Annotated in this window: 13 protein-coding genes; 8 read left to right on the top strand and 5 right to left on the bottom strand. The window is 63.5% G+C overall.

The features are described 5' to 3' along the window. Positions 1–6 precede the first annotated feature (6 nt). Positions 7–1,119, top strand: a complete 1,113-nt coding sequence (gene bamC, locus O987_RS06225; protein WP_003057678.1) for an outer membrane protein assembly factor BamC — start codon at positions 7–9, stop codon at positions 1,117–1,119. Positions 1,120–1,399: 280 nt separating this feature from the next. Here the strand turns inward: bamC and O987_RS27755 are convergent, their stop codons facing one another. The 3 genes from O987_RS27755 to O987_RS06210 all read right to left on the bottom strand — a co-directional run bounded on the left by O987_RS27755 (position 1,400) and on the right by O987_RS06210 (position 4,190). After that, positions 1,400–1,666, bottom strand: coding sequence for a hypothetical protein (locus tag O987_RS27755; protein ID WP_034359978.1), 267 nt, complete (start codon positions 1,664–1,666; stop codon positions 1,400–1,402). 377 nt (positions 1,667–2,043) lie between these two features. Then, entirely contained in the window at positions 2,044–3,168 is a 1,125-nt protein-coding gene (locus tag O987_RS06215; protein WP_003057679.1) for a JmjC domain-containing protein, read from the bottom strand. A gap of 71 nt (positions 3,169–3,239) precedes the next feature. Next, positions 3,240–4,190 (bottom strand): helix-turn-helix domain-containing protein, encoded by a 951-nt coding sequence (locus tag O987_RS06210; RefSeq protein ID WP_043371154.1) that lies wholly within the window; start codon positions 4,188–4,190, stop codon positions 3,240–3,242. 346 nt (positions 4,191–4,536) lie between these two features. On the opposite strand from O987_RS06210, the gene O987_RS06205 reads away from it, so the two are divergent. Beyond that, the gene (locus O987_RS06205) at positions 4,537–5,988 is read left to right on the top strand and encodes an aldehyde dehydrogenase (RefSeq protein WP_043376153.1); all 1,452 of its coding nucleotides are present in this window, start codon (positions 4,537–4,539) and stop codon (positions 5,986–5,988) included. Between the two features lie 200 nt (positions 5,989–6,188). Here the strand turns inward: O987_RS06205 and O987_RS06200 are convergent, their stop codons facing one another. Continuing rightward, the gene (locus tag O987_RS06200; protein ID WP_043371153.1) at positions 6,189–7,169 is read right to left on the bottom strand and encodes an AraC family transcriptional regulator; all 981 of its coding nucleotides are present in this window, start codon (positions 7,167–7,169) and stop codon (positions 6,189–6,191) included. Between the two features lie 216 nt (positions 7,170–7,385). Between O987_RS06200 and O987_RS06195 the strand changes: the two genes are divergently transcribed. The 6 genes from O987_RS06195 to O987_RS06170 all read left to right on the top strand — a co-directional run bounded on the left by O987_RS06195 (position 7,386) and on the right by O987_RS06170 (position 13,718). Continuing rightward, positions 7,386–8,609, top strand: a complete 1,224-nt coding sequence (locus O987_RS06195) for an amino acid ABC transporter substrate-binding protein (RefSeq protein WP_043371151.1) — start codon at positions 7,386–7,388, stop codon at positions 8,607–8,609. A 222-nt stretch (positions 8,610–8,831) separates the two neighbouring features. After that, the gene (locus tag O987_RS06190; protein ID WP_003057689.1) at positions 8,832–9,707 is read left to right on the top strand and encodes a branched-chain amino acid ABC transporter permease; all 876 of its coding nucleotides are present in this window, start codon (positions 8,832–8,834) and stop codon (positions 9,705–9,707) included. Beyond that, a complete protein-coding gene (locus O987_RS06185) occupies positions 9,704–10,639 on the top strand; it encodes a branched-chain amino acid ABC transporter permease (RefSeq protein WP_043371149.1) in 936 nt (311 codons plus the stop codon). Before O987_RS06190 ends, O987_RS06185 begins: the two co-directional genes overlap by 4 nt. Beyond that, positions 10,636–11,406 (top strand): ABC transporter ATP-binding protein, encoded by a 771-nt coding sequence (locus O987_RS06180; protein WP_043371147.1) that lies wholly within the window; start codon positions 10,636–10,638, stop codon positions 11,404–11,406. Before O987_RS06185 ends, O987_RS06180 begins: the two co-directional genes overlap by 4 nt. Continuing rightward, a complete protein-coding gene (locus O987_RS06175; RefSeq protein ID WP_043371146.1) occupies positions 11,399–12,112 on the top strand; it encodes an ABC transporter ATP-binding protein in 714 nt (237 codons plus the stop codon). The genes O987_RS06180 and O987_RS06175 overlap by 8 nt, the downstream gene beginning before the upstream one ends. Before the next feature lie 154 nt (positions 12,113–12,266). After that, positions 12,267–13,718: an aldehyde dehydrogenase gene (locus O987_RS06170; RefSeq protein ID WP_043371144.1), complete on the top strand. Its 1,452-nt coding sequence runs from the start codon at positions 12,267–12,269 to the stop codon at positions 13,716–13,718. Between the two features lie 276 nt (positions 13,719–13,994). On the opposite strand, the gene O987_RS06165 is transcribed toward O987_RS06170, so the two are convergent. Next, positions 13,995–14,771, bottom strand: a complete 777-nt coding sequence (locus tag O987_RS06165; RefSeq protein ID WP_043371143.1) for a DUF2076 family protein — start codon at positions 14,769–14,771, stop codon at positions 13,995–13,997. Positions 14,772–14,875: the final 104 nt, after the last annotated feature.

The following is a 14,875-nucleotide window of genomic DNA, read 5'->3' as shown; positions in this document are numbered from 1 at the left end:
ATCCGCGTGAAACAACAAACAGCACGTTTGAGCCTGCTCAGCATCGCGCTGGGCCTGTCTGCCTGCACGACCACGTTCCAAGAGACCAAGATCGACTACAAGAGCGCGGGCAAGAATCAAGCTCCCTCTCTCGAAGTTCCTCCGGATCTGACGCAGCTGTCGCAAGACTCGCGCTATACCGTCCCTGGTGGCGTGGTATCCGCTGCTGCCATGCAGGCCAATGCCCAGGCAGCCAAGCCGACCGACAACAACACCGCGGCCAACAAGATTGGCGACGTCCGCATCGAGCGTGACGGCGCCGAGCACTGGCTGGTGGTGGATCGCGGAGCCGACAAGCTCTGGGAGCCGACTCGCGATTTCTGGCTGGAAAACGGCTTCATCTATGCGATGGAAGACCGCCAGCTGGGCATTCTCGAGACCGACTGGGCCGAAAACCGCGCCAAGCTGCCTCAGGACATCATCCGCAGAAGCCTGGGCAAGGTGTTCGACTCGCTCTACTCCACCAGCGAGCGCGACAAGTTCCGCACCCGCCTGGAGCGCGAACCCGATGGCAAGACCCGCATCTATGTCACCCACCGTGGCATGCAGGAGGTCTATACCAGCGAGCGCAAGGACAACACCATCTGGCAACCGCGTCCTCGCGACCCCGAGCTGGAGACCGAGTTCCTGCGCCGCATCATGGTCAAGCTGGGCGTGAGCGAAGAGCAGGCTTCTGCCGTCGCCAAGGCCGACAGGTCTGCGGCCACCACCTCGACCAGCGCACGCATGGACACCGTCAACGGTGTGCCCACACTGCAGCTGGAAGAAGGCTTTGAGCGCGCATGGCGCCGCGTTGGCGTGGCACTGGACCGCACCGGCTTCACCGTGGAAGACCGCGACCGCAGCCGTGGCCTCTACTATGTGCGCTACGTGGACCCCAATGCCAAGCAGGAGTCCAAGGGCTTCTTCAGCAAGATCTTCAGCCAGGGCAAGGAAGCCGCTGCGCCTCAGAAGTACCAGATCCAGGTCAAGGGCGATGGCAACAAGTCCCAGGTCAGCGTGCTCAATGAGCAGGGCCAGCCCGACAGCAGCGCCAACGGCCAGCGCATCGTGCGCATCATCACCGATGATCTGAAGTAAAGAGCTCTGCTCCCAAGCAAAAGCCACCAGGCTCGGCCCTGGTGGCTTTTTTCATGTCCGAGCGAATCGAGCAACTCCGGCTTGAGGCCCTCATGCTCATGACGCCGGAATCCGTTGAGATGCGAGTGCAAGACAAGTGCAAGTGCAAGTGCAGACCTTGTGTGGCGACACGCATACACAGCTCAAGAATCCGCTGCAAAATCCAGACGCAAAAAAACCGCACCTGAGTGCGGTTTTTTCATGCCCGAGGCCTGGGCCTCAAGCTGGCTGGTGCAGCGAATTACTTGGCAGCAGGAGCTTCAGCGGCGGGAGCAGCAGGAGCGTCAGCGGCAGGAGCAGCAGGAGCGTCAGCGGCGGGGGCAGCAGGAGCGTCAGCGGCAGGAGCAGCAGCGTCAGCGGCGGGAGCAGCAGGAGCTTCAGCAGCAGGAGCGGGAGCAGCAGGAGCTTCCACAGCAGGAGCGGGAGCAGCAGGAGCTTCTTCCTTCTTGCCGCAAGCAGCCAGAGCAGCAGCAGCGATCACGGTAGCCAGAATCAGAGAGTTCTTCATGACGATTTCCTAAATGGTAGGTTCAGCAGACGGTATGCAGATTGCCATTACGGTCAGCCTTTTGCAGCTATTGATCGCTATGGCAGATCAGGTCAAACGATAAATTCGACTCAGACCGCATTATAAGTAGTTTTGCCCATTGCTGACTGATACTGACAGCAACTAAACAATTCTGCACAAATCGGTGCGTTCTCATTTACCGGGCAAGCCCACGCTTGCCTTGAGTCACACTGTGGAGCATAAATTTCTTCCTGTCAAATCCCTGACAGAGCTTTGACGAAGATTTACATAATCTATACAAAGCTCTCCAAATCGACAGCAGCCACAGAGGACAAACCCGTAAGTTAGCACGATCGCTGTTACAAGTCCACCCTGTTTCAGTCGCCTGAGCGAACCCAGCCCGCATCGAACCACGATGACAGCAACTCCAGCGCATCATCGCTGGCTGTTGCCAGATCCTTGCGCGACAGCGCCCGGGTGTCAGCCAGCTTGCGCATCAGCGTGGCGTCACGGCCGCCCGCCAGATAGCTCTCGCCATTGATGAAGATGTGCTTGGCGTCATACATCATGCGCGTGCGACGATCCAGCACCACGCTTTCGAACATGCCGTTTTCATCGCCATGCTCGAACCAGACATTGGGCTTGGGGTCGCTCAGATACTCGCCCAGCGCGCGTTCCAGCGCCAGCGGCTCGGCCATGGCCTTCTTCAGTGCCTCGCGGGCAAAGTCATACATGGCTTCAGGAATCAGCGCCGGGTTGCTCACGGCCTCCTGCTTGGGGTCGCGATAGATGACCGGAGTTTCGGGCTCGTCGGGCTCATCCGACATGCGCAGCAGCAGCTCGCGCCCCAGCTCACTGCGATCGGGCGAGCGAAAACCGATCGAATAGGTCATGCACTCGCCTTCGGCCACACCGTCATGCGCCCATTTGGGCGGCAGATAAAGCATGTCGCCCGGCTCCAGCACGAACTCCTCTTCGGGCTCGAAATGGGAGAGAACTTTCAATGGCTTGCCCGGCTGCAGGGACAGGTCTTTCTGACGGCCGATGCGCCAGCGGCGCTTGCCATGGGCCTGTAGCAGGAACACGTCATAGCTGTCGAAGTGGGGCCCCACACCGCCTTGATCGGTGGCAAAGCTGATCATCAGATCATCGAGACGCGCCTCGGGCACAAAGCGGAATTGCTGCAGCAGCTCGTGCGCCTTGGCGTCATGCATGTCCACGCCCTGCACCAGCACCGTCCAGCCCGGCTTGGTCAATGCGGGCAGGCTGCGCCGGGACAGCGGGCCGTGACTGAGCTTCCAGTTGTCGCCTTCCAGCTGCTGGATCAGGCGCGACTCCACGCCCTCTTCGCCCGCCATGGCCAGCAGGCGAGCACGCGGAATCGGGGCCTTGAAGCCGGGAATGGCCTGGCGCACCAGCAAAGGCTTTTTATGCCAGTGCTTGCGCATGAATTGAGAAGCGGTAAGTCCACCCAGCAGGGTGAGCGGCGTATTGATGTCCATGAATCCAGTCCTGCTTTCTAAGCAACGGACTGCATTGTCCTATAGGCCTCGATATCGCTGGTCGGCACAGATCAATGACCGAGCGCTCTGAACTCGGAAGGCGACATGCCGGTGTAGGCCTTGAAGGCCCGGCTGAAGTGAGCGCTGTTGCCAAAACCGCAGCCCATGGCGATCTCGGTGATGGTGCGATGCGCAAGCGCTGCGGAATGCAGCTCCCGCATGCAAAGCTCCAGCCGGCTTTGCTGGATGAAAGCGCCCAGCGACTGTTCACGCCCCGCAAAGGCATTGTGCAGATGACGGCGGCTGCAGTTGAGCGCCTGGGCCACCTGGTCGACCGACAGCCCTGGATCGCGCACATGGCTGGCCACATGGTCGCAGATGCGCTCGTACAAGGCCTGCTTCTGCGTCACCGCCGTGGCCTGCCCGCCAAGTGCCTGCAAGGACAGGTGCACCATGTCCACCAGCAGCTCCCCGGCGCGGCGCGCCAGCGGCGCCGTCATATTATCGAGCTCCTGATAGGTGCTGCGCATGGTCTGCAGCGCAATGCGCGCCATGCCGGTGCTGCCTCCCACGGATAGCCCCATGAGGTTTTCCAGGCGCAGACCTCGCTCGGCAATGCTCTGCTTGGGCACCATCATGATCAGGTGCTCGGTGCGCAGAGGGTTGTCCACCACATAGGGCTGCGAGGTGTCATAGATGGCCCAGCTGCCGTTGCCCACCCGGGTCCGGCTGCCGCATTGCTCCACCTCGGCGTGACCGCTCCAGGGTGCGACGATCTTGAGATAGGCGGCTTCGCTGTCGCGCTGGCGGTGGCTGCCGCGTATGACGCGATGACGTCCGGCCTCCAGCTTGGTGAGCATGACATCGCCTGCGTACGCCACGCTCAGATGCCCGTCAAAACAGGTGTCGCCATAGAGATCCGTGTCCAGCCCCGAAAACAGCTGCGCCATCCAGCCTTGCCAGGCAGCTGCAGTTTCCTTCTCGGGAAGACCATCGGTACTCAGTACCATGGGCGCGGTCATGGGCCTTGACTCCTCGTTGCATCGATCCCTGCCTGTGCCGGCAAAGTATGGCAATTATCGGCAAGTGCGCGCCCTGGCGCTCGCAGCGCGGAGAATCTCCCGCCAGCACCTCGATCTAGTGCAAACCCTAGGCCAGGTGCACGATTCGTCAAACGGTTTGTGCACATTGCGCACAGCATCCCGCCCGGGCTTTTTCTACGATCACTTCCACGCCCTTGACCGGCGGCACATCAGGACAGAGGGGGCCAGCCCGGCGACGCAAGCCTTGCGCGATGCCCCCGCTTTTCAAACGGCATCCACCAGCAGTGACTGTGCTCACGCGCCCCTGGTGGTGAAGGAAGCGAAGATGATTGAACAAAGCATGCTCATCGGCGGCCAGACCGCCCAGGCCAGCAACGGCGCCACTTTCGAGCGCAAAAACCCTCTGGACGGCTCGGTCGCCACGCGCGCTCCGGCCGCCACCAAGGCCGATGCCGTGCGTGCCGTGCAAGCCGCCGAGGCAGCCTTTCCCGCCTGGGCGGCCCTGGGCCCCACCGAGCGCCGACTGATGCTGATGAAGGCCTCTCAGGCCCTGGAAGCCAAGGCCGAGGCCTTTGCCGCAGCCATGGCGGCCGAAACCGGTGCCTCGGGCATCTGGGCCGGCTTCAATGTGCATCTGGCCGCCAATATGTTTCTCGAAGCCGCATCGCTGACCACCCAGATCAACGGCCAGCTGATTCCTTCCGACATTCCCGGCAGCCTGGCCATGGCCGTGCGCCAGCCTGCCGGCGTGGTGCTGGGCATCGCCCCCTGGAATGCCCCCATCATCCTGGCCGTGCGTGCCATCGCCACGCCCCTGGCCTGCGGCAATACCGTGGTTCTCAAGGGCTCGGAACTGTGCCCCGCCACCCATGGTCTGATCATCGAAGCCCTGCAGGAAGGCGGCCTGCCGCCTGGTGTGGTGAACTTCGTGACGAATGCGCCCGAAGACGCCGGGGCCGTGGTCGAGGCCATGGTGGCCCACCCTGCCGTGCGCCGTGTGAATTTCACCGGCTCCACGCGCGTAGGCCGCATCATCGGCCAGACCTGCGCCAAATACCTCAAGCCCGTCATCCTGGAACTGGGCGGCAAGGCCCCGTTCCTGGTGCTGGACGATGCCGACATCGACGCCGCCGTGGCCGGCTGCACCTTCGGCGCCTTTGCCAACTCGGGCCAGATCTGCATGTCCACCGAGCGCATCATCGTGGACGAGGCCGTGGCCGAGGAATTCATCGCCAAGCTGGTGGGCCGCGCCAAGACCCTGCCTCTGGGCGACCCGCGCCAGGGACCGGTGGTGCTGGGCTCCGTCGTGGACATGAACACCGTGCACCGCGTCAACGAACTCATCGACGATGCCGTGAGCAGGGGCGCCAGGATTCTGTGCGGAGGCAAGGCCAACGACACCCTGATGGCGGCCACGCTGATCGACGGCGTGACCCCCGAGATGCGCATCTTCCGCGAAGAGACCTTTGCCCCGGTGAAGGCCATCGTGCGCGTGCATGGCGAAGAGCAGGCCATCGCCATGGCCAACGACAACGAGTTCGGCCTGTCCTCCGCCGTCTACACCAGGGACACGGCCCGCGGCTGGCGCGTGGCCGGTCGCATCGAGGCGGGCATCTGCCATGTCAACGGTCCCACGGTGCACGATGAAGCACAAATGCCTTTCGGCGGCGTGAAGAACTCGGGCTACGGTCACTTCGGCGGCCAGGCCGGCATCGATGCCTTCACCGATACCCGCTGGATCACCATGCAGACCAGCCCACGTCACTACCCCTTCTGAAGCGCGATGGGGCGGCAGGCACAGCCCGGCAGCCGTGCCTGTATCTCGCGCCCGAAACCTCGATGGCCGACCTTGCACCTTGCGTCGGCCATGAACACCGCCTGGCAGGAAAGCGCCTGTCGGCTTTGCTGTTTCCGGCTTGCGGTTTCACCAATCGCAGTCAGCGCCGTGGCGGATTGAGCCCGAGGCCAGCTCGGTGCTCAATTCAACAGACTCGATGCCTGTACGCCGGCCCTGAACTGCGCAGGCGTCTGCCCCGTGTGCTGCTTGAACAGGCGGCTCAGATGCGCGCCGCTGGCAAAGCCGCTGGCCAGCGCCAGCTCCGTCAAGGTGCAATGGCGATTGGCAGGACTGAGCAGTTCGCGCTGGAACAGGGCCACGCGCTCGACCCAGATATGCTGGCTGATGGACAGCCGCTCATCGGCAAAGGCGTTGTAGAGATGTCGCTTGCTGCAGTTGAGCGCTGCGGCCACGGCATCGACGCTCAGGGCCGGATCGCGCAGGTGCTGGCGCACATAGGCCTTGATGCGGCCCAGCAACAGCTCGCTGGCGCTCAGCGAGGCCGCACGGCCGCAGGCGTCGAGCAGGGACAGCTGGATCAGCTGCAGCAGCGAATCCGTCACATGCTGGGCCAGGCCCTGGCCCATGGCCCGGCATTCGGCAAAAGTGCCGCGCATCATGTCAAGTGCAATGCGGGACACGCCTTCGCTGCCGCCCACATAGCGCCCCATAAGGGCATCGACGGCGCGGCCATGGTCTTCGAAGCGGCTTTTGGGCAGGGTGATGATCAGATGCTCGCACCACTCCGGGTTGAGCACCTCGTACTCCTGCGTGGTGTCATAGATCAGCCACTGGCCGCTGCGCGCCACGGCTTCGCGCCCGTTCTGGCAGACGCGGGCCTCGCCATGCCAGGGGGCCACGATCTTGAGAAAGTCGGTGCTGTGGCGTGCCATGCTGGCCGAAGTGCGCCGCACGCGATGGCGGCTGGCCTCGATTCGGGTCATGCCCACCGGCCCCAGCTCGAAGGTGCCCAGTCGCGCCGAGAAATGCTGGTCGCCATAGACATCGCTCTCCAGGCCATAGAGCGTGGACATCCAGTGCTGCCAGGCACCCACGGCTTGAGCGCCTTGCATCTCGGTCATCTTCTCGATCACTTGGTTGGCAGGAATGTCTGGCCGCATCTCGGCTCCTGAAGAAGTAACAGGATGCTTCATTATCCATAGCGACCCGGACCCGGGTCCGGGCAAAACCGGCGCCTCGCAGGGAAATCAGTGTTTACCCACAGACACTTGCATGCTCAGACAAGACGCAATGCACGCCCAGACAAACACCTGCCGACGCACTTTCCTACGATGGCCGAAGAACCCGGACACCCGTCCATCAAAAAGGAGACAAGCATGACATTCGCCGACAAGCGTTTTGTTCTCAAGAGCCTGGCCGCAGCCGCAGCCCTGGCGGGCCTGTGCGGCCAGGCCCTGGCCCAGGAAGCGCCCCAATCCATCCGCATCGGCTGGGCCATTGCCAAGACGGGCGTCAACGCGGGCGGCACCTCCGTGACCACGGCGCCCAACTACAAGCTCTGGGTCAAGGAGATCAACGACGCCGGCGGCATCATGCTCAAGGCCTACAACAAGCGCGTGCCCATCGAGGTCATCGAATACGACGACCGCTCCAGCACCGAGGAGGCCGTGCGCGCCACCGAGCGCCTGATCACCCAGGACAAGGTCGACTTCGTGCTGCCGCCCTGGGGCACGGGCTCCAATCTGGCTGTGGGGCCGACCTACGAAAAGCACAAATACCCGCTGCTGGCCGCCACCTCGGTGACCGACAAGGCCCCCGATCTGGCCAAGCGCTGGAAACATGCCTTCTTCTTCCTGGGCACGGGCGGCGAATATGCCGAGGGCCTGGTCGCCATGCTGGAAAAGGCCAAGAAGGACGGTAAGATCAACCACAAGATCGCCATGATCAACATCGCCGACGGCTTTGGCGTCGAGTTGGCCAACGCCACGCGCAAGGCTGCCAAGCAGCATGGCTTCGAGCTGGTCTACGACAAGAGCTATCCGATCGGCACGCAGGACATGACGCCCATCATCAACGAAGCCAAGGGCAAGGGTGCCGACACCTTCGTGGCCTACTCCTACCCGCCCGACACCATGCTGATCAACGAACAGGCCAGGACGCTGGGCCTGGCTCCCAAGGTGCTGTTCACCGGCGTGGGCACGCAGTTCCCCATGTTCAAGGGCAAGTTCGGCGCAGCGGCCGAAGGCGTGATGGCGCCGGGCGGCATCGATGCCGGCAACCCGCAGATGCAGGCCTATCTGAAGCGCTTCAAGGAGGTGACTGGCCAGGAATCGGACCGCTTTGCCAGCCCCATCGTCTACACCTCGCTGCAGATGCTGCAGCAGGCCATCGAGCGCGTGGGCAAGATCGATCGCGCCGCCGTGACCCAGGAGCTCAAGAGCGGCAGCTTCGAGACCGTGCTCGGCCCCGTCAAGCTTGAAGGCCAGATGCTGACCAAGCTCTGGCATGTGGGCCAGTGGCAGAACGGCGAATTCAATGCGATTGCGCCAACTACACGGGCGGGGGTCAAGCCTGCGGTGATCCCCCGTAGCTCCCCCTGAGGCGCTGCGCGCCTTCCCCCTCTCTCTACGCGCTTCGCGCTATGGGAGGGGGACGATGCCATCGCCGCGAGGCGGCTCTTGCTCGGCATCTCTGATACCCCATGGCCGCCATGTGTGTCCAGCTCCGCAAGAACTATCAAAACAAGAGCTGGTTGCGCATGTCTCGCTTTCACTTTGCATTGATTTCATAACAAGAACAATGAATCACCAGCGGTATACGCTATGAATTTAATAGACATCCTTCTCGCTGGCGCCATGCTGGGCGGGCTCTACGGCCTGGTGGCCATGGGGCTGACGCTGCAGTATGGCGTGGCGCGCATCATGAATCTCTCGTATGGGGAGTTTCTGATTGCGCCGGCCTTTCTGGCCTTTTTTGCGGTGAGCAGCTGGGGTATTTCACCGCTGCTTCTGGTGCTGCTGGTGGTGCCGCTGGGCTTTGCCATCCAGTGGCTGATCTATCAGCTGCTGCTGACCCCGCTGGTGCGTCGCGCCAGGGGCGGACCGGCGCTGGAGGTGGATTCGATTCTGGCCACCTTCGGCATGCTGTTCGTCGTGCAGGGCGTCATGCTGGTGATGTTCGGCGGCGACTATCACAGCTACAGCTATCTGTCCGAACCCGTGGAGATTCTGGGCAGCAAGGTTGCGGCCAACCGTCTGCTGGTGCTGGGCTTTGCGATCGTGCTGGGCGGCGGCCTGTACCTGCTTCTGACGCGCACCCGCGCCGGCGCCGTGGTACGCGCCGTGTCCGTGGCACCGCAGTTCGCCCATCTGGTCGGCATCAATGTGCGCAGCACGGCGGCCCTGGCCTATGGTCTGGGCGGCGCACTGGTGGCGATCTGCGGCGTGCTGGTCAGCATGTTTCTGCCCTTCTCGGCCGGCATGGGCACCATGTTTGCCATGAAGGCGCTGATCGTCGTCATCATGGGCGGCGTGGGCAATCTCATGGGTTGCCTGGTCGCCGGCATGCTGCTGGGCTTTGCCGAAACGCTGGTGGCCTCCTTTGTCGACCCCGGCCTGACGCTGGCCGTCAATTACGCGGTGTTCCTGCTGGTGCTGCTGTTCAAGCCCACAGGCTTGTTCGGGAGGGCCGCACGATGAATCAGCATCGCAAGGAAATCCTGATCTGGGCCGTCAGCGCCGTCGCCCTGCTGGGCCTGGCCCTGCTGCCACGCTGGCTGACGGACGAGTACTACCTCTCGCTCATGATCAGCATCCTGATGTACTGCGTGCTGGCCACGGCCTGGGCGCTGTTCTCGGGACCGACGCGCTATATCTCGCTGGCCACCGTCGCCTTCTTCGGCATGGGCGCCTATGTCACCGCCGTGTTCGGCGAGTCCCTGCCCTGGGCCGCCGTACTGGGGATTGCGGCCGGCGTGGGTCTGGTCATGGCCTTGATCGTGGGGCTGTCCACGCTGCGGCTGTCGGGCGTGTACTTTGTGATCTTCAGCTTCGGCCTGGCCGAGCTGGTCAAGCAGCTCGTCACCTGGTGGGAAGTCAACATCACCAAGGATCTGGGCCGCTATGTTTTCGTGGAGATCACCCAGCTCGATATCTACTGGCAACTGCTGGCCATGCTGGCCCTGGTGCTGGCGCTGCGTGCCCTCATCAACCGCTCGCGCCTGGGTCTGGCGCTGCGCGTGATCGGCGAGGACGAGACCGTGGCCACCCATGTGGGCATCAACACCACCACGGCCAAGCTGCTGCTGTTCGCCGTCAGCGCCGTGTTCATCACCGTCACCGGCGCCATCATGGCTCCGCGCTGGACCTATATCGACCCCAGCATTGCCTTTGCTCCAGCCGTCTCGTTCCAGACCCTGATCATGGCCTTGCTCGGCGGTGCCGGCGCGCTGTTCGGCCCGATTCTGGGGGCCGTGCCGCTGGTGCTGCTGTTCGAGTACCTGGCTGCCAACTTCCCCAACCATTTCTCGATTCTGCTGGGCCTGGTGTTCATCGTGATCGTGTACTTCATTCCCCAGGGCCTGTCTGGTGTGCTGGCCAAGTTGTTCCACAAAAAGGGAGGCCAGCCATGAAGACCGCCACCCTGCTTTCCGTGCGCGGCGCCACCAAGCGCTTCGGCGGCCTGGTGGCCGTCAACGAACTGAGCTTTGACGTCTACCCGGGCGAGGTCGTGGGCCTGCTCGGCCCCAATGGCTCGGGCAAGACCACGGCCATGAATCTGATCTCGGGCGCCCTGCCCGCCAACGGCGGCGAGATCGTATTCAACGGCAAGCCCATCCAGCAGCTCAAAAGCCACCAGATCGCCCGCCTGGGCGTGGCGCGCACCTTCCAGCTGGTCAAGGTGCTGGGCTCCATGAGCTGCATCGACAACGTCATTGCCGGCATGGCCTTCAAGCTCCGACCATTGTTCGGCAAACCTGCCGCTGCGCGTGCCCTGCAACTGCTGAATCAGGTGGGTCTGGCCGAAGTTGCGAATACTCCCGCAGGCGACCTCACCTATATCAACCAGAAGCGCCTGGAGCTGGCCCGCGCACTGGCGCTGGAGCCGCAGATCCTGCTGCTCGACGAATGGCTGGCCGGACTCAACCCCACGGAGCTGCAGCAGGGCATTGCACTGATCCGGCAGCTGCAGGCCACGGGGCTGACGATTCTCATGGTTGAACATGTGATGGACGCCGTGCACGCGCTGTGCAGCCGCTGCGTGGTGATGAACGCGGGCACAAAAATAGCCGACGGTCCCACGGCCCAGGTGCTCAAAGAGCCCGAGGTGGTGCGTGCCTATCTGGGGGAAGAAGCGAGTGCAGATGAAGACCGGTCAGCGGAGGCCAGCCATGCTTGAAGTGCGCAATATCTCGGTGAGCTACGGCAAGCATGAGGCGCTGCACCAAGTCAGCCTGCAGGTTCGGCCCGGCGAGCTGGTCGTCATGCTGGGCGCCAACGGAGCGGGCAAGTCCAGCCTGCTCAAGGCGCTGGGCGGCATGGTCACGCCGCAGGCCGGTGCCAGCGCGCAACTGGCCGGTCAGGAGCTGATGCAGCTGCCGCCGCATGCCATCGTGCAATCGGGCCTGGCCCTGGTGCCCGAGGGGCGCGGCGTGTTCGGCGATCTCAGCGTCAAGGAAAACCTGCTGCTGGGTGCCCAGCCCCGGCGCGCACGCACCAATGAAGCCCGGAATCTGGAGCAGGTCTTCGCCCTCTTTCCCAAGCTGCGTGATCGTCTGGCCCAGGCCGTGCGCACCATGAGCGGCGGCGAGCAGCAGATGGTGGCCGTGGGCCGCGCGCTGATGAGCCAACCCGATATCCTGCTGCTGGACGAGCCTTCGCTGGGCCTGTCGCCGCTGATGTGCAAAGAGCTGTTCGCCGCCCTTGCGCGCATCAAGACACTGGGCATGGGCGTGCTGCTGGTGGAGCAGAACGCGCGCCAGAGTCTGGCTATTGCCGACCGTGGCTACTTGCTGGAAACCGGGCGCATCGTGGGCGAAGGCTCGGCCACGGAACTCAGCAACAGCCCCGCCGTGCGCCGCGCTTACTTGGGCGGTGAACACTGAGATGAATCCCCCTGAGGGGGACGGCACCCTCACGGCGGGGCGGCGGGGCCGCCTAGACCCTTGCTCGGCGGCCCTTTACCAGGGCGCACTTCATTGAAAGCCCTGAACATTCACCAGTCATATTGACTGGCTCAACACTTCAAAGGAGACACACATGATCGAACAAAAAATGCTGATAGCCGGCCAGGAATGCGCAGCCGGCAATGGCGCGACTTTTGAACGCAAAAACCCGCTGGATGGCAGCGTGGCCACACGTGCCCCGGCAGCCACGACCGAGGATGCGATCCGCGCCTGCGATGCAGCGGCAGCAGCCTTCCCCGCCTGGTCGCAACTAGGGCCGAACGCCCGCCGCGCCATGCTGATGAAGGCCTCGCAGGCGCTGGAAGCCAAGGGCGAAGCGATTGCCGCGGCCATGGCTGCCGAGACCGGCGCCTCGGGCATCTGGGCCGGCTTCAACGTGCATCTGGCCGCCAGCATGCTGCTGGAAGCGGCTTCGCTGACCACGCAGATCAATGGCGAGATCATTCCCTCCGACGTGCCCGGCAGCGTGGCCATGGCCGTGCGCCAGCCCGCCGGCGTGGTGCTCGGTATCGCACCCTGGAATGCCCCCGTGATTCTGGCCGTGCGCAGCATCTCCACGGCCCTGGCCTGCGGCAATACCGTGATTCTCAAGGGATCGGAACTCTGCCCCGCCACCCACGGCCTGATCATCGAGGCGCTGCAGGACGCAGGCCTGCCCGCCGGCGTGGTGAACTTTGTGACCAATGCGCCCGCCGATGCAGGCAGCGTGGTCGAAGCCATCGTGGCCCATCCCGCCGTGCGCCGCGTGAGCTTTACCGGCTCCACACGTGTGGGCCGCATCATCGGCCAGACCTGCGCCAGACATCTCAAGCCCGCGCTGCTGGAGCTTGGCGGCAAGGCCCCCTTCCTGGTGCTGGACGATGCCGATATCGATGCGGCCGTGAACGCCGCCACCTTTGGCGCGTTTGCCAACTCGGGCCAGATCTGCATGTCCACCGAACGCTTCGTGGTGGATCACAAGGTGGCCGACGAGTTCATCGCCAAGTTTGCCGCCAAGGCCCGGAGCCTGCCACTGGGTGACCCGCGCAAGGGCCCCGTGGTGCTGGGCTCGGTGATCGATCTGGCAACGGTGGAGCGCTGCAATGCCATGATCGATGACGCGCTGGCCAAGGGCGGAAAACTGGTCTGCGGCGGCAAGGCCGAGAGCACACTGATGCCTGCCACGCTGATCGACCATGTGACGCCCGCGATGCGCATCTTCCACGAGGAGACCTTCGGCCCGGTCAAGGGCATCGTGCGCGTGAACGGCGAGGAAGAAGCCATTGCCACGGCCAATGACAACGAGTTCGGTCTGTCCTCCGCAGTCTTCACCCGGGACACGGCCCGCGGCTGGCGTGTGGCTGCGCGCATCGAGGCCGGCATCTGCCATATCAACGGCCCCACGGTGCATGACGAAGCCCAGATGCCGTTTGGCGGCGTCAAGGCCTCGGGCTATGGCCATTTCGGCGGCCAGCAGGGCATCAATGCCTTTACCGAAACCCGCTGGGTGACCATGCAGACCGCAGAACGCCACTATCCGTTCTAAAGACCCCCTGAGCGGCTTTGCCTGGGCGGCCCCGCCGCTTCCCCCTCTCTGCTTCGCGGAGGGGGACGACAGCTTTGCTGCGCGGTGGCGCTTGCTTGCTGTCCCACACTTAGGTCGCACCCTAGTTGAAGCTCGCGCCCATCGCTACTGAAATTAAAAAAGCCACCTGATTTGAAAACGCCAGGTGGCTTTCTTTTTTCCTTCTCACTATCTAATCCATAGCTGCTAGCGTTTGATGGGAAAGGGCTTGAGCCTCAAAAATCTCAAAGCATGTAATCAGGCAAAGTCATCGTTGAAGAAGTCGCCGCCATCGCCCCAGCTGTCGTTGTCTGCGCTATCGATGCTGCCCAGGCCTGCATCGTTGGCCAGGCTCGAGGTATTGCCGCTGTCGCCATGCAGGCCCTGACTGCTGCTGTCCTGCGCCAGCGACTTGCTTTCGCTGCCGCCGCTCTGGCTGCCCGAGCTGGCGTGATGGCCGCCCATCAGATTCTCCAGCCCGTTGAACAGAAACATGCCGCCCGCCACACCGGCTGCGGCCGCTGCGGCATTGCCCAGGAAGCTGCTGCCGGTCGCGGCAGCTGGCTGGCCGTAGGCCTGCGGCGCTGCAGCACGGGGCGCCGAGCCGCCACCAAAGAAACGGTCGCGCCAGCTGGAGGGCTGAGGCGCTGCTTGCGGCTGGTACTGAGGCTGATACTGGGGCTGATAGGGAGGCTGGGTACTGGCAGCGTAGCCGCCGTCCTCGGCATAACGCTCGGGAGCGCGGCCGAAGTGCGTGCCCAGGCCGCCCGAGAGAAAGCTGCCTGCGCCCTGGCTCTGGCTCTGGCTTTGCTGGGCCTGTTTCAGCTGCTGCTGCAGCTCGCCGATCTGCTGCTGGGCCTGCTCAATGGCTTGCTCCAGCATCAAGGTGCGCTGGGCCAGCCAGTAGACCGCATCGGGCGCGGTGCCCAATCCGCGGCGCAGCTCGGCATCGGCCTGCGCGTCCTTGGGCTGGCCCTGGGTCAGCGTCAGCCTGGCGCACAGGTCTTGCAGCAGTTGTTGTTCCTGAGGGGTCATGGTGCCTTCCTTTAAGCCCGCAAATTACTTGCAGCAGAGATGGGGCCAGTATGCAGGCCTGCAAGAGTGCCAATGTGAAGGCCGTGCAAGTGCTTTTTGCAGGG

This window comes from Comamonas testosteroni TK102 (assembly GCF_000739375.1).
GTDB lineage: Bacteria > Pseudomonadota > Gammaproteobacteria > Burkholderiales > Burkholderiaceae_C > Comamonas > Comamonas brasiliensis.
This window is presented reverse-complemented; position numbering and strand designations above follow the sequence as displayed.

Bases quoted from the DNA above. Each gene is read 5' to 3' on its own strand.
- O987_RS06210 (WP_043371154.1), bottom strand. From the start codon at position 4,190: ATGACCGCGCCCATGGTACTGAGTACCGATGGTCTTCCCGAGAAGGAA.
- O987_RS27755 (WP_034359978.1), bottom strand. From the start codon at position 1,666: ATGAAGAACTCTCTGATTCTGGCTACCGTGATCGCTGCTGCTGCTCTG.
- O987_RS06205 (WP_043376153.1), top strand. From the start codon at position 4,537: ATGATTGAACAAAGCATGCTCATCGGCGGCCAGACCGCCCAGGCCAGC.
- O987_RS06185 (WP_043371149.1), top strand. From the start codon at position 9,704: ATGAATCAGCATCGCAAGGAAATCCTGATCTGGGCCGTCAGCGCCGTC.
- O987_RS06190 (WP_003057689.1), top strand. From the start codon at position 8,832: ATGAATTTAATAGACATCCTTCTCGCTGGCGCCATGCTGGGCGGGCTC.
- O987_RS06195 (WP_043371151.1), top strand. From the start codon at position 7,386: ATGACATTCGCCGACAAGCGTTTTGTTCTCAAGAGCCTGGCCGCAGCC.
- O987_RS06170 (WP_043371144.1), top strand. From the start codon at position 12,267: ATGATCGAACAAAAAATGCTGATAGCCGGCCAGGAATGCGCAGCCGGC.
- O987_RS06215 (WP_003057679.1), bottom strand. From the start codon at position 3,168: ATGGACATCAATACGCCGCTCACCCTGCTGGGTGGACTTACCGCTTCT.
- O987_RS06165 (WP_043371143.1), bottom strand. From the start codon at position 14,771: ATGACCCCTCAGGAACAACAACTGCTGCAAGACCTGTGCGCCAGGCTG.
- O987_RS06200 (WP_043371153.1), bottom strand. From the start codon at position 7,169: ATGCGGCCAGACATTCCTGCCAACCAAGTGATCGAGAAGATGACCGAG.
- O987_RS06175 (WP_043371146.1), top strand. From the start codon at position 11,399: ATGCTTGAAGTGCGCAATATCTCGGTGAGCTACGGCAAGCATGAGGCG.
- O987_RS06180 (WP_043371147.1), top strand. From the start codon at position 10,636: ATGAAGACCGCCACCCTGCTTTCCGTGCGCGGCGCCACCAAGCGCTTC.